At 63.9% G+C, this 26,736-nt stretch carries 25 protein-coding genes, 1 tRNA gene, 1 rRNA gene and 2 pseudogenes; 16 read left to right on the top strand and 13 right to left on the bottom strand.

What is annotated here, in order from left to right:
* Positions 1-198: 198 nt before the first annotated feature.
* From rrf to IWX62_RS10450, 4 genes are all read left to right on the top strand, one after another.
* Positions 199-315 (top strand): 5S ribosomal RNA (gene rrf / locus IWX62_RS10465).
* A gap of 69 nt (positions 316-384) precedes the next feature.
* Positions 385-864: an SRPBCC domain-containing protein gene (locus tag IWX62_RS10460; RefSeq protein WP_196841345.1), complete on the top strand. Its 480-nt coding sequence runs from the start codon at positions 385-387 to the stop codon at positions 862-864.
* Positions 861-2,237, top strand: coding sequence for an FAD-linked oxidase C-terminal domain-containing protein (locus IWX62_RS10455; RefSeq protein ID WP_196841344.1), 1,377 nt, complete (start codon positions 861-863; stop codon positions 2,235-2,237). The genes IWX62_RS10460 and IWX62_RS10455 overlap by 4 nt, the downstream gene beginning before the upstream one ends.
* Positions 2,238-2,252: 15 nt before the next feature.
* The gene (locus IWX62_RS10450) at positions 2,253-2,831 is read left to right on the top strand and encodes a DUF4190 domain-containing protein (protein ID WP_196841343.1); all 579 of its coding nucleotides are present in this window, start codon (positions 2,253-2,255) and stop codon (positions 2,829-2,831) included.
* A 54-nt stretch (positions 2,832-2,885) separates the two neighbouring features.
* On the opposite strand, the gene IWX62_RS10445 is transcribed toward IWX62_RS10450, so the two are convergent.
* From IWX62_RS10445 to IWX62_RS10430, 4 genes are all read right to left on the bottom strand, one after another.
* The gene (locus IWX62_RS10445; RefSeq protein WP_196841342.1) at positions 2,886-4,244 is read right to left on the bottom strand and encodes a DUF4032 domain-containing protein; all 1,359 of its coding nucleotides are present in this window, start codon (positions 4,242-4,244) and stop codon (positions 2,886-2,888) included.
* A gap of 116 nt (positions 4,245-4,360) precedes the next feature.
* Positions 4,361-5,449, bottom strand: a complete 1,089-nt coding sequence (locus IWX62_RS10440) for an ABC transporter ATP-binding protein (RefSeq protein WP_196841341.1) — start codon at positions 5,447-5,449, stop codon at positions 4,361-4,363.
* A gap of 155 nt (positions 5,450-5,604) precedes the next feature.
* A complete protein-coding gene (gene otsB / locus IWX62_RS10435; RefSeq protein ID WP_196841340.1) occupies positions 5,605-6,384 on the bottom strand; it encodes a trehalose-phosphatase in 780 nt (259 codons plus the stop codon).
* The gene (locus IWX62_RS10430; protein WP_196841339.1) at positions 6,377-7,849 is read right to left on the bottom strand and encodes an alpha,alpha-trehalose-phosphate synthase (UDP-forming); all 1,473 of its coding nucleotides are present in this window, start codon (positions 7,847-7,849) and stop codon (positions 6,377-6,379) included. The genes otsB and IWX62_RS10430 overlap by 8 nt, the downstream gene beginning before the upstream one ends.
* A gap of 128 nt (positions 7,850-7,977) precedes the next feature.
* Between IWX62_RS10430 and IWX62_RS10425 the strand changes: the two genes are divergently transcribed.
* Both IWX62_RS10425 and IWX62_RS10420 read left to right on the top strand, forming a co-directional pair.
* Positions 7,978-8,841: a DsbA family protein gene (locus IWX62_RS10425; RefSeq protein WP_196841338.1), complete on the top strand. Its 864-nt coding sequence runs from the start codon at positions 7,978-7,980 to the stop codon at positions 8,839-8,841.
* A 102-nt stretch (positions 8,842-8,943) separates the two neighbouring features.
* A tRNA-Thr gene (locus IWX62_RS10420) sits at positions 8,944-9,017 on the top strand.
* Positions 9,018-9,112: 95 nt separating this feature from the next.
* Here the strand turns inward: IWX62_RS10420 and IWX62_RS16285 are convergent.
* Together IWX62_RS16285 and IWX62_RS16280 are read right to left on the bottom strand one after the other, a co-directional pair.
* Positions 9,113-9,622, bottom strand: a complete 510-nt coding sequence (locus tag IWX62_RS16285) for a GyrI-like domain-containing protein (RefSeq protein ID WP_333483360.1) — start codon at positions 9,620-9,622, stop codon at positions 9,113-9,115.
* Between the two features lie 81 nt (positions 9,623-9,703).
* Positions 9,704-9,910: pseudogene (locus tag IWX62_RS16280) on the bottom strand (hypothetical protein); the annotation flags it as partial.
* A gap of 86 nt (positions 9,911-9,996) precedes the next feature.
* Between IWX62_RS16280 and IWX62_RS10410 the strand changes: the two are divergent.
* Positions 9,997-10,488, top strand: coding sequence for a hypothetical protein (locus IWX62_RS10410; protein ID WP_196841336.1), 492 nt, complete (start codon positions 9,997-9,999; stop codon positions 10,486-10,488).
* 295 nt (positions 10,489-10,783) lie between these two features.
* Here the strand turns inward: IWX62_RS10410 and IWX62_RS10405 are convergent, their stop codons facing one another.
* Together IWX62_RS10405 and IWX62_RS10400 are read right to left on the bottom strand one after the other, a co-directional pair.
* The gene (locus IWX62_RS10405; RefSeq protein ID WP_333483357.1) at positions 10,784-12,460 is read right to left on the bottom strand and encodes a M23 family metallopeptidase; all 1,677 of its coding nucleotides are present in this window, start codon (positions 12,458-12,460) and stop codon (positions 10,784-10,786) included.
* Between the two features lie 251 nt (positions 12,461-12,711).
* Positions 12,712-13,056, bottom strand: coding sequence for a hypothetical protein (locus IWX62_RS10400; protein ID WP_196841335.1), 345 nt, complete (start codon positions 13,054-13,056; stop codon positions 12,712-12,714).
* 58 nt (positions 13,057-13,114) lie between these two features.
* Between IWX62_RS10400 and IWX62_RS10395 the strand changes: the two are divergent.
* A pseudogene (locus IWX62_RS10395) lies at positions 13,115-13,459 on the top strand (MFS transporter); the annotation flags it as partial.
* A 92-nt stretch (positions 13,460-13,551) separates the two neighbouring features.
* Here IWX62_RS10395 and IWX62_RS10390 read toward each other — a convergent pair.
* Entirely contained in the window at positions 13,552-14,646 is a 1,095-nt protein-coding gene (locus IWX62_RS10390) for an alkene reductase (RefSeq protein WP_333483356.1), read from the bottom strand.
* A gap of 259 nt (positions 14,647-14,905) precedes the next feature.
* Between IWX62_RS10390 and IWX62_RS10385 the strand changes: the two genes are divergently transcribed.
* The 3 genes from IWX62_RS10385 (at position 14,906) to IWX62_RS10375 (ending at position 18,196) form a co-directional block, all read left to right on the top strand.
* Positions 14,906-16,081: a low temperature requirement protein A gene (locus tag IWX62_RS10385; protein ID WP_196841334.1), complete on the top strand. Its 1,176-nt coding sequence runs from the start codon at positions 14,906-14,908 to the stop codon at positions 16,079-16,081.
* Between the two features lie 213 nt (positions 16,082-16,294).
* The gene (locus tag IWX62_RS10380) at positions 16,295-16,597 is read left to right on the top strand and encodes a DUF4193 domain-containing protein (protein WP_196841362.1); all 303 of its coding nucleotides are present in this window, start codon (positions 16,295-16,297) and stop codon (positions 16,595-16,597) included.
* Positions 16,598-16,618: 21 nt separating this feature from the next.
* The gene (locus IWX62_RS10375) at positions 16,619-18,196 is read left to right on the top strand and encodes an MFS transporter (protein ID WP_196841333.1); all 1,578 of its coding nucleotides are present in this window, start codon (positions 16,619-16,621) and stop codon (positions 18,194-18,196) included.
* A gap of 28 nt (positions 18,197-18,224) precedes the next feature.
* Here IWX62_RS10375 and IWX62_RS10370 read toward each other — a convergent pair whose 3' ends face one another.
* Positions 18,225-18,614 (bottom strand): hypothetical protein, encoded by a 390-nt coding sequence (locus IWX62_RS10370; RefSeq protein ID WP_196841332.1) that lies wholly within the window; start codon positions 18,612-18,614, stop codon positions 18,225-18,227.
* Positions 18,615-18,710: 96 nt separating this feature from the next.
* Between IWX62_RS10370 and IWX62_RS10365 the strand changes: the two genes are divergently transcribed.
* Complete coding sequence (locus tag IWX62_RS10365) at positions 18,711-19,532, top strand: tryptophan-rich sensory protein (protein ID WP_196841331.1); 822 nt, start codon at positions 18,711-18,713, stop codon at positions 19,530-19,532.
* A gap of 88 nt (positions 19,533-19,620) precedes the next feature.
* On the opposite strand, the gene IWX62_RS10360 is transcribed toward IWX62_RS10365, so the two are convergent.
* Both IWX62_RS10360 and IWX62_RS10355 read right to left on the bottom strand, forming a co-directional pair.
* Positions 19,621-20,469 (bottom strand): NAD-dependent epimerase/dehydratase family protein, encoded by an 849-nt coding sequence (locus IWX62_RS10360; protein ID WP_196841330.1) that lies wholly within the window; start codon positions 20,467-20,469, stop codon positions 19,621-19,623.
* Positions 20,466-21,470: an aldo/keto reductase family protein gene (locus tag IWX62_RS10355; protein WP_196841329.1), complete on the bottom strand. Its 1,005-nt coding sequence runs from the start codon at positions 21,468-21,470 to the stop codon at positions 20,466-20,468. The genes IWX62_RS10360 and IWX62_RS10355 overlap by 4 nt, the downstream gene beginning before the upstream one ends.
* 123 nt (positions 21,471-21,593) lie before the next feature.
* Between IWX62_RS10355 and IWX62_RS10350 the strand changes: the two genes are divergently transcribed.
* Both IWX62_RS10350 and IWX62_RS10345 read left to right on the top strand, forming a co-directional pair.
* A complete protein-coding gene (locus IWX62_RS10350; RefSeq protein WP_196841328.1) occupies positions 21,594-22,667 on the top strand; it encodes a lipid II:glycine glycyltransferase FemX in 1,074 nt (357 codons plus the stop codon).
* 48 nt (positions 22,668-22,715) lie between these two features.
* Positions 22,716-24,485, top strand: a complete 1,770-nt coding sequence (locus IWX62_RS10345; RefSeq protein ID WP_196841327.1) for a threonine/serine exporter family protein — start codon at positions 22,716-22,718, stop codon at positions 24,483-24,485.
* Positions 24,486-24,516: 31 nt separating this feature from the next.
* Here IWX62_RS10345 and IWX62_RS10340 read toward each other — a convergent pair whose 3' ends face one another.
* Complete coding sequence (locus tag IWX62_RS10340) at positions 24,517-25,281, bottom strand: uracil-DNA glycosylase (protein ID WP_196841326.1); 765 nt, start codon at positions 25,279-25,281, stop codon at positions 24,517-24,519.
* Between the two features lie 142 nt (positions 25,282-25,423).
* Here IWX62_RS10340 and IWX62_RS10335 point away from each other — a divergent pair, with 142 nt between their 5' ends.
* Together IWX62_RS10335 and IWX62_RS10330 are read left to right on the top strand one after the other, a co-directional pair.
* Entirely contained in the window at positions 25,424-25,711 is a 288-nt protein-coding gene (locus tag IWX62_RS10335; protein WP_333483358.1) for a DUF3263 domain-containing protein, read from the top strand.
* A 52-nt stretch (positions 25,712-25,763) separates the two neighbouring features.
* Positions 25,764-26,429, top strand: coding sequence for a LytR C-terminal domain-containing protein (locus tag IWX62_RS10330; protein ID WP_196841324.1), 666 nt, complete (start codon positions 25,764-25,766; stop codon positions 26,427-26,429).
* Positions 26,430-26,736: the final 307 nt, after the last annotated feature.

Genomic DNA, 26,736 nt, shown 5'->3' with positions numbered 1-26,736 from the left:
GCATCAAAAGACGTTCACACCACGGATGGTGTAAAAGATATGCTGCTTTCGTCCACTATGCGGTTCCCAACCAACAACGGAACCCTCCAGAAAAACAACACTGGAACATAACTACATACAGGTAAACAACTTGTCATGTTGTAACCACATACTTCCCACCCCCCAAAACATGTTACGGGGCGGAACGGGTAAAAGGGTTACGGCGGTCACAGCGTGGGGGAAACGCCCGGTCCCATTCCGAACCCGGAAGCTAAGACCCACAGCGCCGATGGTACTGCACCCGAGAGAGTGTGGGAGAGTAGGACACCGCCGGACAACCATTAACGAAAGGCCCCACCCACGGTGGGGCCTTTCGCACTTAAGCACCACCGGTAAAGTCGGGGTATGAGTGATTTGTTTTCAAACGCAGCCCCGCCGCCTCAGCAATTTCATCGTGTCGCGGCGCTTGAGGTCGCCACAGCGCTCCCGGTCACGGTGGAGCATGCCTTCGCCGGCTTCACCGAGCACATTCATCTCTGGTGGCCGGCGGACGGGCTCAGCGTTTGGGGAATAGGAAGCTTCTTCGACCTGGAAGACAACGCCCTGGTCGAGACGTCCGCCGACGAGGAGGAGGCGGTGTGGGCTGAGGTCCGGCGCACACAGGAGGACACCCGGCTGGAAATGATCTGGCGTCATCAACCGGGTGGTGGAGCACCCACTGAACTGACCATCGACTTTCGCCCGGAAGGCGGTGGGACCACGGCGGCGATCATCCACAGCGGCTGGACCACTGAACCGTCATCCGTTGAGGAGCGCGCCATTTACCGAGACTTCTGGCCGCTGGCGCTCGATAAGTTCAACCGTTTCATGGGCGGTGGCCAGTGACCAAGAACTTCGTGGCAGAGCTTGCTGCCCTTCTTCCGCAGAACGCGATCGTGAGCGAACCGGCCGCCGTCGCCCTTTATGCTCGCGATCAGGGGCCAATACTGGACCTTCAGACGCCGTTGGCGGTCGTCTGGGCTGAGAATACCGGGCAGGTGCAGCTGATCCTTCGTTGGGCGCAGGCCCGGCGGGTCTCCATTGTTGCGAGGGGTGCCGGCACCGGCGTCTCCGGCGGAGCGCACGCCACCAAGGACTGTATTGTTCTCAACCTTGAGCGGATGAACCGGATCGTTGACGTACGCCCACTCGATGAGGTCGCTGTAGTAGAGCCCGGTGTGATCAATGCCGACCTGAACGAGGCCGTCGCCAACCACGGACTCATGTACGCGCCAGATCCGGCCAGCTATCGCATCTCGACTATCGGCGGCAATGTTGCCACCAATGCGGGCGGGTTGCGATGCGCCAAGTACGGGGTGACCCGGGACTCGATCCTCGCCCTCGATGTGGTCCTCGCCGACGGAACGCTCATTCATACGGGTGTCCAGACGTTCAAGGGTGTGGCCGGGTATGACCTGACCTCCCTGTTCGTCGGGTCGGAGGGTACGTTGGGGATCGTCGTCGGGATCACGGTGCGGTTGAGGTACATTCCACACAGGGTCCAGACGCTCGCCGTGTTCTTCCCCGATGTGCAGTCCGCGGCGGCCGGGGTCCTGGCGGTGGGCAGGGCCCGGGTGCAGCCAGCGATCATGGAGCTGCTGGATGGGATGACCCTCGCCGCGCTGGACGGTGCGCACGGCTCTGATCTGAGGGAGCGTGGAGGCGCACTGCTCCTCATCCAGACGGACGGTTTTGGAGCCGAGGCGGAAGCCGCCGTTGTCCGCAGGGTGCTGACACAGCTGGGCGGGACCGTGAGCGCGCAGGATGCAGAGGAGGCGGCTCGGCTGATCGACCTCCGGCGACACAGCCGGGGTGACGAGGTCGACGACGAATTCCGGGTGGGAGAGGACGTCGCGGTGCCTCGGTCCCAGCTGGTGACCTACATTGCCGAACTCGAACGGGTGGCGTCCGATCATGAGGTGCTGCTGAAGGTGGTTGCCCATGCTGGTGACGGAAACCTCCATCCCACCTTCTGGGTGTCGGCTGCCGAGGGTGAGGAGGGTGTAGCCCGGCTAGAGCTCGCGCTGGATGAATCGGTGCGGCTCGCGCTCGACGTGGGTGGGACGATCACCGGGGAGCACGGTGTAGGTCAGTACAAGCTGAGATGGTTGGCCTGGGAACAGGGCGAAGGAGTGCTCGAACTGCAGCGGCGGATTAAGGAAGTGTTTGATCCGCGCGGCATCCTCAACCCGGGTAAGGCGATCATCGCGAGGGCTTAGCTTCGCGTGGATAGAATGAGGGCTGACGCAGCTGTCAGCGGACAGCACCACAACCATGAATGGGGATTCAACGTGTCGGAAAACTACCCGGGCAATCAGCCCAACCAGCAGAGCGGCCAGGGAGACGATCCGAAAAAGTATCCGGCCGGCCAGCAGTGGCAGCAGCCAGCCCCCGGTAGCCAACCCACCTCTTACGGTCAGCAGCAGTCGCCCTATGGACAGCAGGCTCCCTATGGCCAGCAGGGTGGATACGGCCAGGGCCCCTACGGGTCCGGCCCCGGTTACGGGCAGCCGACCGAGAACCCAGGCAAAACCCTCGGCATCGTCGGTTTCATACTCTCGCTGATTCCGTTCCTCAATGTGGTGGGACTAATCGTCAGTATTGTGGCGATGGTGAAGTCCCGTAAGGCGCGGATGGGGAATGGCTTCGCTCTGGCAGGCATCATCATCGGGGCGCTAGCGGTGATCGCGACAATCGTCATCGTCGTCGTGGTCATTGCCGCCCTGCCCTACGCTGTTGAAGTTGTCGAGTTCTGCGAGCAAGTAGGCCCGGGACCTCAAACCTTTGAGGGCAGCCCGATCGAGTGCCCTTAGGTCGCTCGGCACCCCTAGTGGGCAGGTAAGCCCTGTGTCTCAGGGCTTACCTGGCTAGGGCGAATCCCTGGCCCCGCCGCCAAGGATGTCCATCGTCTTGGTGTCATCGGTCAGCATGATGGCCGCCTCGTCGCGGCGGTGGACAAGAATCGAGTCGAGGTAGGACTGGACAGCCTCAGCCATGGGGACGTTGCGATCCTGCTTTTCCGACATGTACCAGCGATGCTCCAGCACCTCATGGACCACCTCGGCCGGCTCCAGCTTGCGACCCAGCTCCCGGGGGACGGCCCGCACAATCGGCTCGAACACCTGGGTCACCCAGAGATGGGCGCTCAACTCCTCGTCCACGTCAGGGTTGTTGTCTGCCCGGTAGGCGTCCATGTCGTTGAGGAGTCGTCTTGCCTGATTCTCCTGCGCATCCAACCCGGTGAGCCGCAAGAGCCGCCGGCTATGGTGGCCCGCGTCGACCACCTTGGGCTGCAACTGGATCTGCGAGCTGTTGGCTTCCGTCTGGATGGCGTACTCCTCGACGTCGAACCCCAACTCATTGAGCCGACGGATTCTCGCGTTCACCCGCCACCGGTCGTTCAGGTCGAATGACTCCTGATCTGTGAGCTCGGCCCAGAGCCTCCGGTAGCTGTCCATGATGAGTTCGCTGGTTGCGAGGGGATCGACCTTTTCCTCAATCAGACCACCCTCGGCGAGGTCCATCAGTTCACCAGCAATATTCACGCGGGCAATCTCCAGGTCATACTCCCGCTGCCCGGATGAAAGCCCGGGATAGAGCTCACCTGTTTCGGCGTCGACCAGGTACGCGGCAAACGCACCCGCATCGCGACGGAACAACGTATTGGAAAGCGACACATCGCCCCAGTAGAACCCGATGAGATGCAACCGGACAAGGAGGAGTGCCTGGGCATCAATGAGCCGGGTGAGCGTATCCCGGCGGAGAGTCTGGGAAAACAGGGCACGGTACGGCATGGAAAACTTCAGGTGCCGGGTCACCAATACGGGATCAAGGTCAGAGCCATCGCGGGCTTTGCGCCCGGTGATGACGGCGACCGGCTCAACGCTGGGAACGTCAAGGCGCCGCAGTTTCCGGAGCATGTGGTACTCGTGCCGGGCCACATGCTCGCTGGTCTCTTTGATGGCGATGACCGAACCGCCGAGGTGGGCGAAACGGACAATGTGCCGGGAGATGCCGCGGGGCAGCGCGGCCAGATACTGGGCGGGCCAGTCCTCCAGCCCGATGTGCCACGGTAGGTCCAACAACTCAGGATCGGTCGCCGCGGCAGTGATGTTCAGTGAGCCAAGGCTTCCTGGATCCGGGGCGCCCTTGGTGCGGGGCAACTTCCCCGGCTGGTCCCAGTCGGTCGGTTCGTCGTGCCACTCGGCGTCTGGCGCATCGTTCATGTGTTGCCCTTTGTTGTAACTGTTTACCTGTTAACGAAGTACGGCGGCCCGCGGATCAACGATCAATCCACAGACCACCGTACTCGGGTCTATTCCGCTCGGACAGCGGGGCTAGCTTAGACGTGGTCGGCGAGCCGGAGTCCGGTCTTTATGTCGAAGAGATGCACGTGGCCCTTCTCGGGGGTGACGTAGATGGTGTCACCCTTCATGGGTGGGCGCCGTCCGTCGACGCGTGCCACGATGACTTGTTCCTCCCCGTTGAGGTTGGTGTGGCCGTAGACGTAAGCGTCGGCGCCCAGTTCCTCGACGACGTCAACTTCCACCTGAAGCCCCTGGGTGCCTTCGGCGATCTGCAGGTCTTCCGGACGGACACCCAGCGTGACAGTGCCGCCGTGTGCTGCGTCGAGCACCTCGAAGGCAACCGGGTAGGTGGTGCCGCCGAAGAGGACGCCGCCGTCGGTCACTGGAAGTTCCAGCAGGTTCATGGCGGGCGACCCGATGAAGCCGGCAACGAAGACGTTGACTGGCCGCTCGTACAGGTTGCGTGGGGTGTCAACCTGCTGGAGGACACCGTCCTTGAGGACCGCGACGCGGTCTCCCATGGTCATGGCCTCCACCTGGTCGTGGGTGACGTACACGGTGGTGACGCCCAGCCGGCGGGTCAGCGAGGCGATCTGGGTGCGGGTCTGCACACGGAGTTTCGCGTCGAGGTTGGAAAGCGGCTCATCCATCAGGAAGACCTGCGGGTTACGCACGATGGCGCGCCCCATGGCCACGCGCTGACGCTGGCCACCGGAGAGGGCCTTCGGCTTGCGGTCGAGGTACGGCTCAAGGTCAAGCAGTTTCGCTGCGTCGCGGACCCGCTCGGCCCGCTCTTCCTTGGAGACGCCAGCGATCTTCAGTGCAAAGCCCATATTGTCGGCGACCGACATGTGAGGGTAGAGCGCATAGTTCTGGAAGACCATTGCGATGTCGCGGTCCTTGGGCGGAACATCGGTGACGTCACGGTCACCGATCAGGATGCGGCCGGAGTTGACGTCTTCCAACCCGGCGAGCATCCGCAGCGAGGTGGACTTGCCGCAACCTGAGGGGCCCACGAGGACGAGGAACTCGCCGTCGGCGATCTGAATGTCAAGCTTGTCAACCGCGGGCTTGTCTGTTCCCGGGTACAGGCGTGTTGCCTGGTCAAACGTTACCGTTGCCATGGTGTCTTTTCCTTTTCACGGGCAGGTACGTGCCCGACGATCCGTTGTGAATGGAGAATATTCAGTTATCCGTGCCGGACCCGACAGGCGACGCCTCAGTGAGGCGGCACGAGTGGTGTGCGTCACAGAATCTGAGTATGGCAGATTATTTCGGTTTACGCATTGGCGCGGCGAAGCGCGAGGATGTGTTCCAGCACTGCGACCAGTTCGGCGGGGGACCCGATCCGGTGGTGGGCCTGGGTGGGGCCGTCACCAATTTTGATGCCAAGGTCCTGCGCCCCGAGGGCGGCGAAGGCGTGCTCGTCGGTAACGTCGTCGCCGGCGAAGAGGACGGCCGTGGCGCCGGTGTACTTCCTGAGCGAACGGATGCCCTGCCCCTTGTCGGCGCTCAATACCGAGGTCTCAAGAACACGCTTGCCGTCGGTGATGTGTGCGCCCTCCAACTGGTTCAGGGCAGTCCGCGCGGCGTCGGTTGCGGCAGCCGCAACGTCGTCGTCGGCGGTCCGGGTGTGAAGGACGACGCCGGCCGGCTTGGTTTCAAGCACCGTGCCCGCATGGGCGTCCACGACCCGCTGCACGGCGTCGGTGGCCCGGCGCAGGAGATCGGTCTGCTGCGCGGTGAGCGTCAGAGGTGCGCCGTCGGGGCCGGTCCACGTCTCCGCGCCGTGACTGCCGATCAGGAGAGTCTCAGGGTCCGGCGTCGCGACGGCGCGCAGACTGTCGAGGGCGCGCCCGGAGACCAGCGCCGTCGTCGTCTCCGGCAGCTGCCCCAACGCCGAGAGCGCCGAGGCTGAACCGGGAAGAGGCCTGGCATCGGCGGCGAGTGGCACGAGCGGAGACATGGTGCCGTCGAAGTCGAGGGCGATCAACAAATGATCGGCGGCGGCGATCGTTTCCAGGGCGGCCAGCAGATCGGTGCTCAGGTTCTCAGACATGCGGTGTCTCCTGGGGGTGTTCGTGGTTGCCTTCCTGCAGGGCGGCGAGGAAGGCTTTGGACCAGCGTTCGACGTCGTTCTGCAGCACCTGGCGGCGCATGATGCGCATGCGACGGGTCGATTCGGCGGGGCTCATCTCAACTGCGGTGACGATCGCTGCCTTGAGGCCGTCAATGTCATGCGGGTTGACGAGGACCGCCTGCCGGAGGGTATCGGCGGCGCCGGCGAACTCGCTGAGCACCAGCGCCCCACGGTTGCCGGTCCTGGCCGCCACATACTCTTTGGCCACGAGGTTCATGCCGTCGCGCAGCGCGGTGACCAGCATGACGTCCGCGGCCAGATACAGGGCAACCATTTCCTCGACCGGGTAACTGTGGTGCAGGTAGCGGATGGCGGTGTTCTTGATGGTGTCGTAGGTGCCGTTGATCCGGCCGACGGCGCCTTCAATCTCCTCGCGCAGCAGCCGGTACTGTTCAACCCGTTCCCGGCTGGGACTGGCCACCTGGATGAGGGCGGCGTCCTCAACCCGGACGCTGCCGTCGGCGAGAAGTTCCTCGTACGCCTTCAGCCGGTGGCCGATGCCCTTGGTGTAGTCCAGGCGGTCGACGCCGAGGAGGATGTGCTTGGGGTTGCCGAGTTCGCGGCGGATCTCCTTGGACCGTTCGATGATGTCCTCGCGGTTGGCGAGCGTGATGATCTGGTCCACGTCGATCGAGATGGGGAACGCGTCGGCCCGGGACGTGTAGGTGGGGCCGCCCTCCTCGACCTCCACCTGGACCTGTTGCTGGCGGACGGTGTGGCCCACAAAGCGGCGGACACAGCGCAGGAAGTTACTGGCGTCGCTGGGACGCTGGAAGCCGATCAGGTCGGCACCGAGGAGACCTTCAATCACTTGGCGGCGCCAGGGCAGCTGGGCGAAGATTTCCAGGGGTGGGAAGGGAATGTGGTTGAAAAACCCGATTTTCAGATCGGGGCGGGCGGCGCGCAGCATCTTGGGAACCAACTGCATCTGGTAATCCTGCACCCAGACCGTGGCGCCCTCGGCCGCGACCGCTGCTGCCGCCTTGGCGAAACGCTCATTGACGCGACGGTAGGAGTCCCACCAGTGCCGGTGGAACTCGGGTGGGGCGATGACGTCGTGATACAGCGGCCACAGGGTGGCGTTGGAAAAGCCCTCATAGTAGAACTCCACCTCATCCGCGGCGAGGGGGACCGGGACCAGGCGCATGTTGTCGTGGTCGAAGGCGTCCAGGGACTCATCGGGGGCGCCGTGCCAGCCCACCCAGGCGCCGTCGGCCTTGGCCATGACCGGTGCCAGTGCGGTGACGAGCCCGCCGGGGGAGCGGCGCCAGGAGCTGCCGCCGTTGTCTGCCACGCGGTCCACGGGCAACCGGTTGGAGACCACGATGAACTCAAATTCGCCGTAGGTGGTGGTCTGATCGGACGAAGGTGTAGCTGAAGGCACGCTGGCTCCTGCACATAGTAGGCCTACTTAGCACTTTACCGTTTAGGCGGCGTTGACTGGTCCGTCGGCGGCTGCAGGGGTGGATCGCTAAGCTTGAGACTACGCGCACCCAACCATGACGAGGACTGATGACGCCCAGCTCGAGCCATAAACCGACCAAATCGCAGCGCTCGGCGCAGGCACGCGAGCAGGCACGATTGATCCGCGAGGCCCAGGAGCGCCAGGACAAACGCAAGGGCCTGCTCATCCGGTGGGGCGTCGTGGCCGCGGTGGTCGCGATCCTGGTGGTGGCGGCGCTGATCGTCACCAACACCATCCGCGGTCAGGTGCCCGACGCCGGCCCAGCGCCTGCCGGCGGCAACGAGCACGGAGGGATTGTGCTGACCTCAAGCACCGAGGTCCAGCCATTTGAAACGGGGACGGTGGATCGTGCGGCGCTGCCGGCTGATCCGCGACCCGCCGGCGAGCTGCCCCCAGGCGTTGCCGCGTCGGCAGACGGTGAGCCCGTGCAGGTGGTGTCCTACGTCGACGTGAACTGTGTGTTCTGCGCCGAGTTTGAGAGCACCCATGCGGATCAGATTCAGGCCTGGCTCGACGACGGCGAGATCACCATGGAACACCGCAACGTGGCGTACCTGGACCGCAACTCCTCGACCGACTACTCGTCCCGCGGGGCTAACGCGCTCGCCTGCGTGGCGGAGGAGTCTCCGGAGGCGTACTTCGACTTCTCCGCCGGCGTGTTCGCTAACTACGAGAACGGGGAGCTGGACAACGACGGTCTGGCCGCCCTGGCGTCGTCGTCCGGTGCAGCCGACATTTCCACCTGCCTTTCGGAAGGCACCTTCAGGCCGTGGGTGAACTTCACCACCGACGCGGCCGAACTGGACGGCATCACGGGTACCCCCACCATCTATGTCGAGGGGGAAGCGGTGCCGGAAGCCATCGACAACTTCGCCGCCTTCACGCAAGCGAAGATCGACGCCAAGGGCTAGGTTCCGCTGGCTAGTTTTCGCTGACGGCGCGGCTGGGCTAATCTTGTCTTTGCGCAATCGATCGGTTTCCACGACGACGACGCTTACTGGCTGCGCCAGTACGCCTCCTTAGCTCAGTTGGCCAGAGCACCTGTCTTGTAAACAGGGGGTCAGCGGTTCGAATCCGCTAGGAGGCTCTACGAACCCTTCCTGATCAGGTGAAAGCCTGTCAGGAAGGGTTTTTTGGTGCCATGCCAGGAGGGGATCATGGCTCGGCCAGGCAAACAGGCGGCTAGTTTGGCTGGGATGCCGAGCTCCAGCTTGCTTCAATGGGGATCCACAATTGCCCCCGGCCTCCCGCGCCGCCTGGCGCTGGCTGCACGCTGAGCATCTCAGGCCCCGGCGCCCAGCGGTACGGATTGGCGGGAAACCATTCGGTGGCGGCATCCGCCCACAGGTGCTGAAGGGATTCAGGGAACTTCCCTTCGGCTTCGAAGACCACCCACAACCCGGCAGGAACCTTCAGGGACTCAAACTCGTCGGGTACGGGCTGTGTGGTTGCCACGGCATGCCAGTAGTCCACATCGCTTCCGTCGCTGCGCTGTGCGTCGATGCTCCCGGTGACGGACAAACGCCCGGCAGGATCACCCTCTGACAGCTCCGAGAGCCGGTCCTTGGCGGCGGAATCAAGGCCCCGTTCAAACTCCTGGATGGCCAGGTTGGGCCCATCATGGACCATCGGGATGCGGGTCTTGAATCCGACCAGCAATAGCTCGTCTTTCTCAACGATGCGGTGTTTCATTTGGGCACTTCCTTCAATGCGTAGATGGAACCTCAATTGCGGCTGGGAACGAAGGATTGCGCCGGGGACCCGAGCCTGCGACGGGGTGAGACCGTGCAGTGCTTTGAACGCCCGGGAAAACGCCTCGGCCGACCCGTAGCCGTAGCGAAACGCGACCTCAAGCACCGGTTGCCCGGCGACTACTTCACGTCTCGATGAGCTCGATCGCCCTATTCCATTCGTGCATTGCTGCCTCCGTTCCGAAAACCACGCTACGGGAGACTCGCCGTTGCTGACCCGACAATCCATGCCCGAAGATGTCGGGGCCGGACGGTTCATGGCTGCTTGACAGGACGGGCTAGTGTTGATCCAAATCAAGTGATGGGGGGATCACCATGGCACGATCGACGCATGCCGGAATCTGGATCGTAGCGGGGCTCGCGCTGAGTTCCTGCGGGGTCCCTCAAGCGGCAATGGACGCCGTGGGTGAGGAATCACTGGACACGGCGGAGGTACTTGCGTCGGCGTCGGCGGCTCCCGCTCCGCAGGCGAAGCCACTGGACCTGGGGATAGATCCGTCAGCAGTCATCATTTCAGGCGAGGGAGACGCCGAGACGCTCAATCGGATCGGGTGGGAAGGCACCGAGTTGCCGGTGGGTGATTACACTGCTCACCTGCAATGCCGTGGCACGCAGGATGTCACGTTCACCTACCACCCCATCGATGGTGGGGGCACTTTGCAGAACTTCGCCTGCGGCGCACCTCAACGGATCAAGGTCTCGGTGCCCGCGGCCGGGTATTTCATGGGATTCAATGTCCGGGCAGACGCGACCGAGGGCATCGAATACATCTTCGCGGTCACTGCTGTGGACTATCCGGGCAGCTAGCAGCAGCTCGCCGGAACGATCTGTTCGCTCGCGGGTGCTGGCGCGCGAAAGCACCGAGAGGCCTGGCGTCTCCTGCTATGCAACTTCCTTGGCGCAATGCACGCAGAACACTTCTTCGACCAGTTCACCGCAACACTGGCACCTGTGATCCATGTTTGTCATGACCAGACACTATGAGGTGGCAATGGCAGTGTCACGAGTAGGCGGTACTCGTTTTGGTACCCGAAATTCACGCAAGTAGTCGGGGCAGTAGCGCCCTGACTACACGATGCTTCACTAACAGGGCACTGGTCACTTACGGCTTGGCTGGGTCCAGCGTGGCGGCAGGATCATTGCTCGGAGTGCTGGTTCCGTCAGGCCCGGCTCCTGACTCATGCCCATTCTCGCTGTCAGGAGCCGGTTCCTCTTCGCCCTCGCATCCAGGTTCAGGATCGACCGGCTCCTCGCCCTCAGGGTTTACCTTGTCTCCGGAAGTGTTGTCGCCAGCTGAGGGCTCCGTGTTCAGGACGGGGTCAGGACGTGGGGCGGGAAGAGGAGTTGGTGCCTGGTTTTTGACCGGGTCCAATCCGGATTCCTCGCCGGACCCAAGGCCGATGGCCGCCCCCGGATCCGTGACAGGGTCGGGCTCGACGTCGCAGCCTGGCTCAGGCTCAGGTCCGGGGGCGGGGTCTGTCGTCGGCTGTGGATCCGGATCGGGAGTTGGAGCAGGCGTCGGGTCAGCTGTCGGTTCGGGGGTGGGGTCCGCTGGGGGACCCGGCTCCGCTGGTGGAGCGGGCGTAGCGGCGGGCGGCGGAGTCGGGTCTTTCCCCGGCGCGGGTTCAGGAATGCTGGGTGACGGTGTGGGTGACGGTGTGGGCGTTGGTGTGCCGTCTTTTCCTGAGTCCGCTTTGGCTGGGTCGACGACGGGCACCGGTGAGGGTTTCGAGGTGGCGGGGGGCCTCGGGCTGGCTGGGGTCTTCGGAGTGGGTTGAGCAGCCGAGCCGGCCGGCCGTTGAGGAGTGGCGCGTGGGGTGGCGCTGTCGTTGGCGGGTGCCGGAAGGGCCTGTGCCGCCACGATGACTGGCCCGGCATCTCCGGACCCAAGGTGCCCGCCCTCGTGGGACACCTCGTGGGGCAGGGCGATAACCCATGGGACAGAGCCGCCGGAGGTGGCGCCGCCGGGCGCATAGGACGTCATCTCCGGTGTCCGCACCGAGGCGGACAGGGCCAGGGGGGTGAGCGTCCAGCCTTTCGGGTCGACATGCGAACCGTCGCGGATGGTCTCGAAGTGGAGGTGGCATCCGGTGGATGATCCGGTTGTCCCCACTGCGGCAACCACCTGGCTCACCGCTACCGTATCTCCGGTCTTGACCGAGATGCCTTCGAGATGGTTGTAGGTGGTGATCAACCCATTGCCATGGTCGATCTCGACCCGGTTGCCGCCGCCCCATGGATGCCAGCCGACTGCCCGTACGGTGCCGGCGTCGGCAGCGTGAACGGGGGTGCCGCAGGGGGCGCCGAAGTCCAGCCCATAGTGGAATTCGCCGGGCTCGCCGGTGATCGGGTTGAGGCGCTCGCCGAACGGCGAGCTGGGGCTGAGCGATTCAAGAGGTGACATCAGGCTGCCGGGCCCCGGCCGGGACGGGTCGTCAACGGGAACACTGGTCACCTGGACGGCGTCGTCAGGGGAGCCGTCGTCAACGGAACCGCTCCCAGCCGCGTCGTCGGCCCCCGGCGCCGGTACGACAATGGAGCCGCCCAGATTAAATGGTTCGCCGGGAACGAGGAAGTCCTGGTTTGCGGGGGTGGGGAGTGCCAGCAGTTCGCGGCCCACCCACCCGGTGGCCACGCCAGTCGACGCAGCGGTGCGGGCCGCTCCTGCGGCTGCGAGGTGCCCGGTGGATCCGGTGAAGGAACTCTGATATCCGGAGCCACAGACAGCCGCCACGGTGATGCATACCGCGAGGATGGTCCGCGTTGCAGACTTGCGCAATCCCCGGTGTGTAGGGGTGGCGGTGGGCCGGACAGGTGTCACGATCAGCTCCAGGCAGATCCTCGCCCGAGTGAGCTGATCGGCGGGGTGGATCCCCGTCAAGGCGAAAGCGAGCTGCCCCCACCACTCACCCCTGTGCGGGGAATTTCTTGTGTACCCACTCAGAGTGCCGCACAGCACCCGGATGCGCAACGGGTTGGGGAAAACCATCCTGGAAAGGGGAGGCTCCCCAAGGTTTTGCCAAGTTGGCATCAGCCTTCGGGCTGGGCGCACCTGTCCTGCAGGGACTCGACGGACTCCTGGGGAACCTCGTCGCCCGCCTGGGCGACTTCACGAAGAGGGTCAAGGAAATCCGCCGGGACACCGGCCGTTTCAGCACTCGTCACGAGCCCCGTCAGGACCTGTTGGTCTTTGACGCTGACCAATCCATCCTCAACCAGCAGGCAAGCCTGGCCGCGAACCTCATCGGCGGCGGCCTCGGCCACCTGAGAGGCGGCATCGGTGGCAATGCCGGTTGCTGTTTCCTCGAGCTGGCTGCAGCTGGCGAGGAGGACGGCTGCAGGAAGAAGAACAAGGATGGCTAGGCGGTGTTTCACCGAACTATTCTATCTGTTGAATCGATTCCAAATCGTAGTTTTCTTGAAGAAGGACAGCTTCATTCCCTCCGCCCACGATCACGGGATGCCGACGACGGCTGCGGCCGGGTTACTCGCCGTCGTCGGCCTGTTCAACATTGTGGGCACCATCCTCTCGGGCTGGCTGACCGACCGGTACAACCCCAAGATGCTCCTGGCCGTCTACTATCAGTTCCGCGGCGTCAGCCTGCTGGTGTTGCCCGCACTCCTCTCGGCCACGGTGGAGCCCAGCATCGTGATCTTCGTGGTCATTTATGGCCTGGACTGGGTGGCCACGGTCCCGCCCACGGTGGCCATCTGCCGCGAGGCGTTCGGCGCGGACGTGGCCGTTGTCTTCGGCTGGGCCTTTACCTCACACCAGTTGGTCTGAGCATCCGGGCGGACAAAGACGAGCGCACCACCCTTGCGGATGATGCGCTCGTTCAGCGGTAGTTGTGGTTCGTCAGGCGGGTCCGCTTAGGCGGTGGCCTCCGCCAACGGTGCCTCGTAGAACGGGTAGTCGATGTAGCCTTCGGCGCCGTGCGAATAGTAGGTCAGCGGGTCTGGCTCGTTCAGCGGCAGGTCCTCCTGCCAGCGACGGGCCAGATCAGGGTTGGCGATGGCCTGCCGGCCGACGACGACGGCGTCGCCAAGACCCGATGCGAGGATGGCCTCCGCCTCGTCCCGGTCAGTGATCACACCGAAGCCGCTGTTCACCAGGAAGGGGCCATCGAAGCGTGATCGGATCTCCTGGACCAGGGAGCCGGCGGGATCCTCGTGGAGGACGCTCAGGTAGGCGATGTTCAGCGGAGCAATGGCGTCGGCCATGGCACTGTAGGTCGCGAGGACGTCAGCCGGATCGGCGGGCAGCACGTCCCGGGCGCTGGTGCCCGGGGAGATCCGGAGGCCCACGCGTTCGGCGCCGATTGCTGCTGCCACCGCCGCGACCACCTCGGACATGAAGCGGGCACGGTTTGCTAGTGAGCCGCCGTAACCGTCGTCGCGCTGGTTGGTCTCCGGGAACATGAACTGGTGCAGCAGGTAGCCGTTGGCACCGTGCAACTCGACGCCGTCCATCCCGGCGTCGATGGCGTTCCGGGACGCCTGGACAAATTCCTCAATGATCCCGGGAAGCTCGTCCGTGGTCAGGGCGTGGGGGACCGGGTACGGCTGCTTGCCGTCGTAGGTGCGCGTCTCGCCGTTGATAGCTATGTCGCTCGGGGCCACGACTGTGTGTCCGCCGGTGGTTGACTCGTGGGTAACCCGCCCCGCATGCATTACCTGCGCGAAGACCCGTCCACCGGCGTCGTGCACGGCGGCGGTGACGTTACGCCACCCCTCCAACTGTTCCTCAGTGACCAGCCCTGGCTGACCGGGGAAGCCGCGGCCCGCCTCCGCAGGGTAGGTACCCTCGGTGACAATGAGGCCCAAAGATGCGCGCTGCCGGTAATGCTCAACGACCATGGGGCCCGGGACGCCTTCCCGGCTCGAACGAACCCGGGTGAGCGGGGCCATCACGATGCGGTTGGGCAGTTCCATGTCACCGATAGTGAGCGGGGTAAAGAGAGTCACGAGCAGCACTTTCCGTCGAAGATAGGTTCTCCATGGCGCAACCACGCCAGCGGTCAACCTATTCCGTGCACGCCTTCCGCTGGGGTGATCGTGGTGAGACACTAAGTGATTACACAACCCGGAGAGCAGCCTCTGGAGGTGATGCTGTCGTGACACTACTTATACCGGGCAGGATTGCTGCACACCTGGGCTGATCATGGCTGACACTCCACAATGGCGGTGAGCAGGGCTGGTTCGGCCCACAGATCCCTCTCACCGCGTGACGACGCTTGAGCTATTCTTCGACCTCGTTTTCGTATTCGCCTTCACCCAGGTGACTCAACTAATGGCCAATGATCCCTCTGTGCAGGGGGCTCTGCGTGGGCTGGTGCTGTTGGCCCTGCTGTGGTTCGCCTGGTGCTCCTACGCTTGGCTGGGTAACCAGGCGCACGCGGATGAGGGCGTCGTGCGGGTCACCATGGTGGTGGCGCTCGGCACTATGTTCGTCGTCGCGCTGACCATCCCCGAATCCTTTGTGGATCTGCCCGGCGGCCTGTTTGCACCACTTGTCCTCGCCGCCTGCTACGCCGTCGTACGGCTCGTGCACCTGGCCTGTTATCTGATCGCCGCCGGGGACGACGTCGGGTTGCGCCACCAGTTGCTTCTGACGGCGATCCCCGTGGGTGCCGCCTGTGCCCTGCTGGTGATCGGTGGGGCTCTAGGGCCGCCTTACCAGACTGGGTTGTGGGCGCTTGCCCTTGTGGTGGATTATGTGGGCATCTGGGTTGCCGGCACGTCGGGCTGGCGGCTGACGGCGCCAGTTCACTTCGCTGAGCGGCACGGGCTTATCGTTTTGGTCGCCTTGGGCGAATCAATGGTAGCGATTGGGGTAGGCGTGGCACGGCAACCCATCCCCTGGGCGGTTATTGGTGCGTCGGTCTTCGGCATCGCGGTTGCCGTTAGCCTCTGGTGGCTATATTTTGACGTGGTCGCGCATGTGGCGGAAGGGGTGCTCGCGCAGGCCAGCGGGGAGCAGCGGAGTCGGCTGGCGCGCGACTCCTACACCTACCTGCACTTTCCAATTGTGATCTCGATTATTTTCATAGCGTTGAGCTTGAAGAAAGTTTTGGAATACGTCTCGAACACCGGCGATCACGATCTTACCGATCCGTTGACAGGTGTCCCGCTTGTTGCCCTTTTCGGCGGTGTGACAGTACACCTCCTTGGTCATGTGGCGTTTCGACACCGCAACACCGGAACCTGGAACCCTCACAGAACTGTCGTTGCGGTGGTGCTGGCAGCCCTGATCCCCGTCGCCTGGCAGCTTCCGGCGTTGGCGTCGCTCGGTCTGGTAGCGGCCCTTCTGAGCGGACTGGTTGGGTATGAGGCCATGAAATTCCGGGTGGCGAGGGACGAAGTGAGGCACCACAACGCGGACGGGCCTAAAGAGGCGTAGCTGGGCTCGGTAAACCTTCGTGCAGCGGGAATAAACGGTGAGGGGATCGCATTGAGAAGGTACCACCCGGAGGCATTCGGACCCCTTGACGCGGCAAATTGAACAGATGATCGTTCAACTGCAACGCCGGCATTCTGGTCAGGATGTTCATGGTTATACTCGGTGGCTGCAGCACCCACAGGCTTCAACAATTTTCAGGAGAACGGCACCGGTATGGCAACGGATTACGACGCACCACGCAACAACGATGAGGACAAGGAAGCTGAGTCCCTCGAAGCCTTGCAGGCTAACCGTGGCAGCAAGTCCCAGTCGGCGTCGGTCGACGTCGAGGACGCCGACACCGCTGAGGGCATCGATCTTCCCGGAGCCGACCTTTCCGGCGAAGAATTACTGATCCGCGTCATCCCACCGCAGGAAGACGAGTTCACCTGCTCCTCCTGTTTCCTGGTCCGCCACCGCAGCCAGGTTGCCCGGCAAAAGGGCGACCTCCTGTTCTGCCGGGAGTGCGAGGACTAACACCGATGGCGGTGCAGTGCAGTGTCTGAAGCTCACGACGACGGCGGGCAGCCGATCCGCTTCTCCTCCACCGCCGGCCGCTGGGTACTCCTCGCGGCCATCCTCGGCTCGGGCCTGGCGGGAATCGATGCCACCGTGGTCAATGTGGCGCTACCAGCCATCGGTGCTGACCTGCAGGCAGACTTTTCCACCCTCCAGTGGACGGTCACGGCCTACACCCTCACCCTTGCTGCTCTGATCCTGCTCGGCGGATCGTTGAGCGACCGCTATGGCAGGCGGCGGGTCTTTGTCATCGGTGTCATTTGGTTCGCCGTCGCGTCGCTGTGTTGCGGGCTGGCGCCCAATGCTGAAATCCTGATCACCGCCCGTGCCCTGCAAGGTGTGGGTGCAGCGCTGCTGACGCCGGGCAGCCTGGCCATGATTCAGGCAACCTTCCATCCCGACGATCGAGCCCGCGCCATCGGCGCGTGGTCTGGCCTTGGCGGAGTGGCGACGGCGATCGGCCCGTTCCTTGGTGGCTGGCTTGTCCAGACCGTGTCCTGGCGTTGGGTCTTTCTGATCAACGTTCCGCTGGCGATCGCCGTCGTCGTTGTGGCCCAACGCCACGTCCCCGAGACCAGGGATCACACCAGCACGGGCAGGCTTGATCTGTGGGGTGCCGTGCTCGGAGCCGCGGCGCTCGCCGGCATCACCTACGCCCTGATTGAAGCTCCGGCGCGGGGGCTGCTCTCCCCAGCGGTGCTGGGGGCCGCTGGTTTGGGTGTGGTCGCGGCGGGTGCCTTCCTGCTGGTCGAGGCTCGCAGCCGGAACCCGATGCTGCCGCTGTCGATCTTTTCCTCATCCCAGTTCAGTGCCACGAACGCCGTGACGTTCCTTGTCTATGGCGCGTTCGGGGGAGTGTTCTTTCTCCTGGTGGTCCATTTGCAGGTGGTTGCCGGATTTTCGCCGCTCGCGGCAGGCACCGCGATGCTGCCGATTACCGTGCTGATGCTACTGCTGTCATCGCGGGCTGGTCAGCTGGCAACGCGCATTGGTCCGCGGTTGCCGATGAGTCTCGGGCCGGTGCTGTGTGCGGTTGCCCTATTGCTGATGCTGCGGATAGGGCCCGACGCGTCCTATCTGACCGATGTGTTGCCCGGCGTCGTCGTGCTGGGCCTGGGGCTGTCGGTGCTGGTGGCTCCGTTGACCGCTACGGCGCTTGCATCAGTGGATAGCCGTCACGCTGGGCTAGCGTCTGGGGTAAACAATGCTGTGGCGCGGGCGGCAGCGCTTATCGCTGTCGCTTTGTTCCCCGCTCTTGCCGGGCTTTCGGGCAGCAGCTACCTGGATCCGGTGGCCTTCAACGAGGGGTTCCGTACTTCGGTGTTGATCGGGGTTGGGGTGCTGCTCGCCGGTGCGGGTCTTGCTGTGCTGACGATCCGGAACAACGTCCTGGCAAGCGACGCCGGTCAGGAATATTCCGGTGAGTCTTCAGCCAATCCTTACTCTGCGCGAAAAGCGTCGTCAGCGGGCAACGGCAGGAATTCCCAGGGGATGAGCCACTGCGCCGTCGACGGCCCCCCGATTGGCATGTCGACGGCGCAGCATGGTGAAGATTAGGGCGTTACTGCCCTCTGGCTCGATTGTCCTAGTACTCGTCCAGATCGGCGTCGGGCTGGCCGAGTGGCGACCCGCCAAGGTTGGCGCTGTCGTCGCTGCCATCGATCTCTGACTCGTCGGCGGGATCACCGAAGTCCACGTCTGCCGCCGCTTCGCCCAGTGTTGGCATATCGGATGCAGCGGGGCCGGCCAGTTCATCACGGAGGGCCTGATCGCTCAGCGGATCTTCTCCGGGAATAGCAGCTACCGGCTCGTCCTGAAGCAGCGGGTCATCACGCCACTGGTCCGGGTTGTCTTCTGCCGCGCCCGGGTAGCTGTCGGGCTGCCCTGCAGCTACCGGATCCAGTTCGTCTGACTCCGCAGGGGTGATTCCGTCGGTGATGCTCAGTTCTTCTTCGGGAAGGTTCGATTCAGTCATGACATGCCCTTTCAAGTCGACACGTGAACTACCCAGCCTACTGATTGGTTGATGGAACAGATAGTTTTCTCCCGCCCAAGCCGGTTCAATGGAGATATGACCTCTCACACCGCAGCGCAGCAGAGAACCAACACGGACCCTTATCGCCAAGTGACTGTTACCCTCAGCATGATCTTTTGCATCGTGGGATCGATGGTCGGCGTCGGTGTGTTTGGCGGGACGCCCATCGCTGAGGCGGCAGGCGGCGCGTTGGGGTCGGATTCCACCCGGCTGGCGCCCGCCGGGTCCGCGTTCTCAATCTGGACCGTGATCTATATAGGGCTGGTGGCGTACACCGTGTGGCAGTGGCTGCCGTCGCAACGAAGCAGCGCGCGGCAGCGGTCGCTGGGGTGGCTTGTCGCGGCGTCGATGGTGCTGAACGCAGTCTGGATTCTGAGTATTCAGGCTGGGTGGCTTAACGCGAGTGTCCTGGTGATTGCGGTGCTTCTCGCCGTCCTTGCCGCGGTGTTTGTCCGGTATAGCGCCCGACCCGCATCGTCCTGGCTTGAGGCGGCAACTGTTGATGGAACCCTTGGTCTCTATCTGGGATGGGTGTGCGTGGCGGTGTGTGCCAACATTGCTGCCGCGCTGTCCGCCGCTGGGTTTACCGGCTTTGGGGTGAGTCAGGACGTCTGGGCCATCGGCGTCCTTGCCGTCGTCGCGTTGGTCGGCATTGGTTTGGCGATCAAGGGTAACGGTCGGCTGGCCGTGGCGGCGGCCATTGGCTGGGGTCTGGCCTGGATTGCCGTGGGGCGGACGACCGGCCAGATGGAATCCTTGCCCACGGCGATCGCCGCAGCTGTTGTCGCGCTAGTGGTTGTTGCCGCGACGGTCGTGATCCGGTGGCGCACCCCCACCTCCCACTCCACTCTTCACTGAGTCAACACATATGACCGAATTACCGGCAGAAACCGGTCATTTGTGTTGACTCAATGAAGGGGTGGGGAGGGGTAGGGCCGGAGTCGGGCTACCGCACGTGGTCCCGCCAACTGTGCTGCGGATCGAAGCCCAGCACGCTGCGGGCATGGTCGATGGACAGCAGCGTCTCGTGCTCGCCCACGTCCTTGACCACCTCGACGTCCGGGAACACGTCGGCAGCGAGCGATGCGCTGGAGCGGCTCATCACCGTGTCAGCTGCGGCGATGATGAACTTGTCGAAGCCCGGCCCGGCATGCTCGAGGGCGCGCTGCACCGCCTGCGCACCGTCCCGACCGTCGATGTACCCCCACAGATTCCATTTCCGGCCCATCGCATCCTCGTCGAAGGACGGAAACTCGACGTAATCCTCGGGATCCATGACGTTGGAGAACCTCAACGCCGTGATGCTCAACTCCGGATCCCAACGCGTGAGCTGGATCGCCATCTGCTCCTCGAGGTGCTTCACCAGCGAGTAGGTACTTTCCGGTCGGGCAGCGTATTCCTCGTCGACGGGAATATAGGGAGGGTCCTCGTCGAACGGCAAACCAAGCACCGTCTCACTGGAGGCGTAGACGATCTTCGAGATTCCGGCCCGGCGGCATCCCTGAAACACGTTGTAGGTGGACAACATGTTGTTGTGGAAGGTCGCTGCGTCCGCCTGGAGACCGGGCGCCGGAATGGCAGCCAGGTGCACGACGGCGTCGAACCCGTTGTGCCGATCGTCGACGCCCATCAGCGCGTCAACAACCTGCCCGTAATCGGTCAGATCAATTTTCAGGAATCCGGGATCCCGTTCCCCCTGCAGATCCATCCCGAGCACCTCGTGCCCGGCGGCCCGGAGGACTCTCGTGACAGTGCGCCCCAGTTTGCCGCTCGTGCCGGTGACCGCGAGCCTCATGCGGGCCGCTGCTCGGGTGAGACAGTTTTTGCGGGATCGGTTTCTGCCATCGATCCGATGGCCTCGTCAATTTTCGCCATCACGTCAGTATCGAGGGTCACGCCCGATGCCACAGCATTGGACTTCACCTGCTCCGGCTTCGACGCCCCAATGATCGCTGCCGCCACGTTCTTGTTCTGCAGTACCCAGGCCACAGCCAACTGCGCCATTGTCAGGCCCAGATCATCGGCGATCGGCTGGAGTTTCTGGACGCCGGTGAGGGTCTCATCGGACATCCATCGCTTGATCATGTTCGAACCGCCCTTCTCGTCGGCAGCCCGCGATCCCTGCTCCGGCGTTCCACCCGGCTGGTATTTACCGGTCAGCACACCCTGAGCCACCGGTGACCAGACAATCTGGGACAGCCCCAGCTCCTCCGATACCGGGACCACCTCTTCCTCAATCACCCGCCACAGCATCGAGTACTGCGGCTGATTGGAAATCAGCTGAAACCCCAGGTCCTTTGCCAGGGCATGCCCGGCCCGGATCTGCCGCGCATCCCATTCGCTGACCCCGATGTACAGCGCCTTGCCCTGTCGGACGACGTCGGCGAAGGCCTGCATCGTCTCCTCGAGGGGTGTCTCGTGGTCGTAACGGTGCGCCTGATACAGATCGACATAGTCGGTCTGGAGGCGTTCCAGCGAGCCGTTGATCGACTCCATGATGTGCTTGCGCGAGAGGCCGACGTCGTTGGGGCCCTTGGGGCCGGTGGGCCCCCACACTTTGGTGAAGATTTCCAGGGACTGGCGCCGTTCACCCTTCAACGCTTCGCCGAGCACCGTCTCGGCTGCGGTGTTCGCGTACACATCGGCCGTGTCGAAACTGGTGATGCCCACATCGAGCGCCGTTCGTACGCACTGGGTGGCGACGTCGTTCTCCACCTGGGAGCCGTGCGTCAGCCAGTTGCCGTAGGTGATTTCCGAGATCTTGAATCCGCTGTTTCCGAGGTATCGATAGTCCATGGTTCCGATGCTATGGCACTCACCGAGGAATGGGGAGGCTCACCGGGACAATGCTGACGGCGGCCAACAGGACCAGCCGTTAGACTGAATTGTCTTTGTACCACCACCACTGATTGAGGGATTTTGGTTAAGTTCACCGCGCGTCTAGCCACGGCCGAGGAGCGGGACAACTGGGACGCGTTGGTGACGGCAAACCCCAACGGCGGAAATATTCTCCAGTCGGCATCCTTCGCCGAGGTGAAGTCACACCACGGCTGGACTCCCCGATTCCTGGTCTTCGAAAGCGCCGACTACACCACCTACAACCTGGTGATCGAGAAACGGCTGCCCCTCCTGGGTGCACTGTGGTACCTCATCAAGGGCCCCGATGTAGCGGATCCCGCTCATGTGCCGGCTATTCTCGATGCCTGCCGCGACCTGGCCCGCACCGGCAGGCACAATGTTTTCGCCGTGAAGGTGGAGCCGGACATCCCTGCCGACGACGACGTCCACCGGCTGTTCCTTGATGCGGGCCTGGTCAAGACCTTCGACCTCCAGCCCAACGATCACACGGCAATCCTCGACACCACACCCGAGCCGAACCAGTTGCTGCGCAACCTCCACTCAAGGGGCCGCAACGCTGTGCGACGAGCCATCCGCGAGGGTGTCGAAGTACGCCGGATGGATCCCACCGACGAAAACTTCAGCACCATGTACCGGCTGATGGCTCACATCGAGGATCGGTCGGCTGCGAAGCTGCGCTCCTATGAGTACTACAGCCGGTTCTGGAAGAGCTTCGCCGACGCTGGCCAGGGGCGCCTGTACTTCGTCTACGAGGACGGCGAACCATCGGTGGGCGCCTTCGTCATCAACTACGGTCTGAAGGGTACCTACAAGGATGGCGGGTCCAAACCGAAGCGTTCCCAGTATGGTGACTCCCATCTGGTGCAGTGGCAGGCCATCACCGATCTTAAGGAAGAGTTCGGGATTGTCGAGTACGACTTCTGTGGCACCCCGCCCAGCGACCGGCTGAAGGACCCCATCCATCAGCACCATGGATTGGGACTGTTCAAAACCAGTTTCACCAAAACTGTGACGGACTTTGTCGGCTGTTATGACCTGCCACTGAGCGCGTGGAAGTATCGGGTGTGGAATGCCATCGGCGAACGCGTCGCCCGCCAGATTTACTGGCGCCGACACCACCAACCGTTCTACTAAAAACCAGCCCCGCCCCGCGCGGGCACACCGGATGAAGGGGTGAATCCCATGGGTGAGAAGACCGAGGCCGACGATGGCCGTAACCCCAACACGAACCCCGCCCCGGTCGCAGAACAGCTGCCGATCATTCCGACTGCCGGGACCCCGGCCAGCGCCGCCGCTCAGGACCGCGGTGCACCGCAGGACAGCCCGCCCGCCACCCGGCCGGTTCACTCGCTGCCCGGAACTCCCGGCGGTCCGGTAACCGCTGAACGTCCGGTACCCGGCGGACGTCCGGGGACGACCGGCAAACCAGGCAGGACCCCGTCGGCGAAAACCAAACCCCGGCCTCGCCAGGCAAACAAGCCCGACCGCAGGACCTACTCGACACCCACCGATGCGCTGCCGACCACACCGCGCTCGGTCCGCCCCGACCGGTCGAATGCCGCAGCCCGCAAGGTGCTCCGGCGACTGGTCCAGGGGGAGGCGCCGCCCACCCAGGCGATGAGCATCGTTGAACGGCTGGCGGGAAGCCCCTACGCCAATCCCACCATCCAGGCCGTCGGCCCGGACATCAACGCGCGCAGAACCCTCGATTTTGCGCTGGGCCTGGCTGAGACGATGTTCCGTTACGGGGCCGGCGCGCTCGAGGTGGAGACCAGCATCATCGCGGTCACCGCCGCGTTCGGGCTCGACAACATTGAAGTGGACATCACCAACCAGTCGGTCATTCTCAACTATTCAGCCAAGGACCAGACCCCAGTTACGGTGCTGCGGGTGGTCCGCTCATGGACCAACAACTACGCAGGTCTCCTGAAGGTGCACCAGCTCGTCACTGACATTGTCGACGGCGGGACCTCCCGCATCGACGCAGCAGTGCGCCTCGACGAGATTACCCACAAGCCCAAGCCCTTCCCCCGCTGGATGGTGACCGCTGCGTTCGGCATCTTCGGCGCCGCCATCGTCAGTTTCATCGGCGGCGGCCCGCTGGAGTCGTTCATCAGTTTCGCCAGCTGCATCGGTGTCGATCTCCTGTCCCGCCAGCTGGGAAAATGGCGGGTCCCGGAATTCTTCGCTGTCGCCACCTCCGCGGGGATGGTCACCATCGTCGCCATGTTCTTCTGGTGGCTCGACATCGGGGTAGCCCCGTCACTGGTGGTGGTCGGCGGCATCTTGCTGCTCCTGCCCACCGGTCGGCTCGTCTCGGCTACCCAGGATGCGATCAACGGGTACCCGGTCACTGCGGCCGGCAGGTACCTCTCGGCGTTCCTCGTGTTCGCCGCAATCATCTCCGGTATCGCCGTGGCCCTGGTGGCGGGTGCACTGATCGGTATCCCCGAACTTCAGCTGACGACGTCGGTGGGGCCGCTCTACCCGCTGCCGGTGGTCGCGGTGCTGGTCTTCATCGCCGTTGCGATGATCTGCGTGGCGGAGCAGACCGACATGAAACTGGTACTCCCCACCTCCCTCATCGGGGTCACCGGGTTCCTGCTGTACTCGCTGGTGGTCACGCTGGGCGTTGGCTACCGCCTCGCCCCGGCGATCGCCGCCGTCCTGATCGGCATGCTGGCCAGAATTGTGGCGCTGAGGATGGGTGCACCCCAGCTGGTGGTGGCGGTCCCCGCAGTGATGTTCCTCTACCCCGGGCTCATGGTGTTCAGGTCAATGTACGGTCTGACCATCGAGACCGAGCTGGCGGGTGCGGGCAGTAGCAGCCTGTTCAACGCGTTAACCATCATCCTGGCCATTGCCGGTGGCGTGGTTCTCGGTGACAACCTGGCCCGGCCGCTCACCAAGGGAGTCAGCAGCAACGAACGCCGCCGGAACCGCCGTCGTTAGTAACCGCGGTCGTTGGAAATCCCGTCGGTAGCTACCGCAGCTGCCAGTCCACCGGGTCAGCACCCAGCTCGGTCAGCAACGTGTTGGTCCGGGAGAACGGTCGGCTGCCGAAGAACCCCCGCGACGCCGAGAGCGGGCTGGGATGGGCCGACTCGATGACCGGGGTTGCACCCAGCAGCGGTTTGATCTGCTGGGCATCCCGTCCCCAGAGAACAGCGACGAGGGGCAGCTTCCGGGCCACCAACGCCTCGACAGCTGCGTTGGTCACCGCATCCCACCCCAGCCGGCGGTGCGATGCGGCGTCGCCGGCCCGCACCGTCAATACCCTGTTGAGCAGCAGCACCCCCTGCTCGGCCCACCCCTCGAGATCCCCGTGAGCGGGAACCGAGAGGCCGGTATCGGCGGCGAGCTCCCGGTAAATGTTGGCGAGGCTTCGGGGGAGCGGCCGGGTGGTTCCCGCCACCGAGAAGGACAGCCCGACGGCGTGACCCGGCGTCGGGTACGGATCCTGGCCCAGGATCAGCACCTTGACCTGATCCAGCGGGTAGCTGAACGCCCGAAGGATGTGCTGCGGTGAGGGAAGGACCTCGGTGCCGGCATTGACCTCGGCTCGCAGTCGATCGGCGAGAAGGTGCAGTTGCGGCTCCACCGGTGCGAGGGAGGCGGCCCAGGATGGGTGCACAACGTCGGCCACCCGGACGGGCGCCGCGAAAGGGAACGCGGGGCTCCCCGGGCCGGTGGGCGGTTTGGGCGACGGGGTTGGCTCCGGGAAGAGGGCGCTCTGGTATTCGGACACAGTCCCATCCTTGTGCCCCAGCGCGCCAAATGACAACCGTGTTATTCCCCATTACCATAAAGGGCAGACCAGGCGGCGTGTCAGCACGCCGCATCCAGCTAAGGGGCGATCGGTAGTGACTGAGGCAGCAAAGGCTGACAGTGTGGTGCACCCGGAACCGGAGAACCCTCGTCAGGCTGGCGTTCTAGGGGATCGGGAGCAGCAGATGCTGGCTCTGGAGCGCCAGTGGTGGAAGTACTCCGGCGCCAAGGAGCAGGCCATCCGCGAACTGTTTGACCTGTCGGCCACCCACTACTACCAAATCCTCAATGCCATGATCGATACCGAGGCGGCGCTGGCTCACGACCCCATGCTGGTTAAACGACTGCGTAGACTACGTACATCCCGTCAGCGCGCGCGCTCGGCACGCCGACTCGGCGCTGACATCTGAACGCCCTCGGCGACCTGTTTCCAGCGCCAAAATCCAAGGACGACGCATCACTATGAGCCAATACCCCCGGGACGAGTTCGACAAGATCCCCGAATCCGCATCGCGGCAGGGAGTTCACCGGGAAAGGCTGGTTCCCCCACGGTCCAGCGGACTGGCCTTAAAAATCATCGTCGGTGTATTGGCGCTCGCCGTCGGATTGGCCGCCTACTTCATCCTCCCCCGGCTGGGCATTGGCGAGGGCGCAGACCCGGCGTCCAGCCTCGCCACCAGCTCACGGTCCTCCGGGGCAGCCACGTCGGAGCCGTCACCGTCGTCGGCGACCGACAATGAATCCTCGACCCCCTCCCCGTCCGACTCGGGCCCCTCCGCGGAGCCGACCGAGGATGAGCCAACCGACTCCGAGCCGACGGGCAACGAGCCATCACCAAGCGAGGACCCATCGGCGGTCGACCGGACCCAGCCGGTGAACGTCTTCAACTCAACCGGGATCAGCGGGATGGCAAGTTTGGCTGCCAACCGGGTCTCGGGCGGGGGCTGGACTGTGGGCCAGATCGCTGATTGGGGTGGTGTCCCACCGCAGACCTCGGTGATCTTCTACAACAGTGCCCAGCTGGCTGCAGCGCAGGAGCTGGCTGGCATCCTGGGAATTCCCACCCTGGTTGAAACCACTGAGGTGTCTCCCGACCTCACCGTGGTGATCGGGCCCGCGTTCCAGTAGGCCGCGAGGGTTGCCTTGATGCTTCCACTTGACGGGCAACAGGTCCGGCTCCGCGACTGGAAAGCCCTGATCTTTCCGCTTACCGCGAGTGGCTCCGTCCCCATCAGGACTGGCATCTGTGGAACGGACCCTACTTCCCGCCGCCCACGGACCAGGAGGCCGACGACGCCGTTGGGCGCATCAGCTCCCAGCTGGCCACAGGAGACTGGCCTGAGGCGGCCAGATTCCGTGACGCACGGGTGGGCCGCGGGACCGTTGACGACTCGGTGGTACACGGTGTCACGTGTGCTCAATGGCAGAGTCGTCA

Source organism: Arthrobacter sp. CAN_A1 (assembly GCF_015751665.1).
In the GTDB taxonomy this organism is placed as follows: domain Bacteria; phylum Actinomycetota; class Actinomycetes; order Actinomycetales; family Micrococcaceae; genus Arthrobacter_D.
Note: the sequence above shows the minus strand (reverse complement) of the source record. Positions and strands in the feature narration are given on the sequence as shown.

Bases quoted from the DNA above. Each gene is read 5' to 3' on its own strand.
- IWX62_RS10365 (WP_196841331.1), top strand. From the start codon at position 18,711: ATGACCTCTCACACCGCAGCGCAGCAGAGAACCAACACGGACCCTTAT.
- IWX62_RS10355 (WP_196841329.1), bottom strand. From the start codon at position 21,470: ATGGACTATCGATACCTCGGAAACAGCGGATTCAAGATCTCGGAAATC.
- IWX62_RS10380 (WP_196841362.1), top strand. From the start codon at position 16,295: ATGGCAACGGATTACGACGCACCACGCAACAACGATGAGGACAAGGAA.
- IWX62_RS10460 (WP_196841345.1), top strand. From the start codon at position 385: ATGAGTGATTTGTTTTCAAACGCAGCCCCGCCGCCTCAGCAATTTCAT.
- IWX62_RS10410 (WP_196841336.1), top strand. From the start codon at position 9,997: ATGGCACGATCGACGCATGCCGGAATCTGGATCGTAGCGGGGCTCGCG.
- IWX62_RS10450 (WP_196841343.1), top strand. From the start codon at position 2,253: ATGAGGGCTGACGCAGCTGTCAGCGGACAGCACCACAACCATGAATGG.
- IWX62_RS16285 (WP_333483360.1), bottom strand. From the start codon at position 9,622: ATGAAACACCGCATCGTTGAGAAAGACGAGCTATTGCTGGTCGGATTC.
- IWX62_RS10330 (WP_196841324.1), top strand. From the start codon at position 25,764: ATGAGCCAATACCCCCGGGACGAGTTCGACAAGATCCCCGAATCCGCA.
- IWX62_RS10360 (WP_196841330.1), bottom strand. From the start codon at position 20,469: ATGAGGCTCGCGGTCACCGGCACGAGCGGCAAACTGGGGCGCACTGTC.
- IWX62_RS10440 (WP_196841341.1), bottom strand. From the start codon at position 5,449: ATGGCAACGGTAACGTTTGACCAGGCAACACGCCTGTACCCGGGAACA.
- IWX62_RS10370 (WP_196841332.1), bottom strand. From the start codon at position 18,614: ATGACTGAATCGAACCTTCCCGAAGAAGAACTGAGCATCACCGACGGA.
- IWX62_RS10345 (WP_196841327.1), top strand. From the start codon at position 22,716: ATGGGTGAGAAGACCGAGGCCGACGATGGCCGTAACCCCAACACGAAC.
- otsB (WP_196841340.1), bottom strand. From the start codon at position 6,384: ATGTCTGAGAACCTGAGCACCGATCTGCTGGCCGCCCTGGAAACGATC.
- IWX62_RS10445 (WP_196841342.1), bottom strand. From the start codon at position 4,244: ATGAACGATGCGCCAGACGCCGAGTGGCACGACGAACCGACCGACTGG.
- IWX62_RS10425 (WP_196841338.1), top strand. From the start codon at position 7,978: ATGACGCCCAGCTCGAGCCATAAACCGACCAAATCGCAGCGCTCGGCG.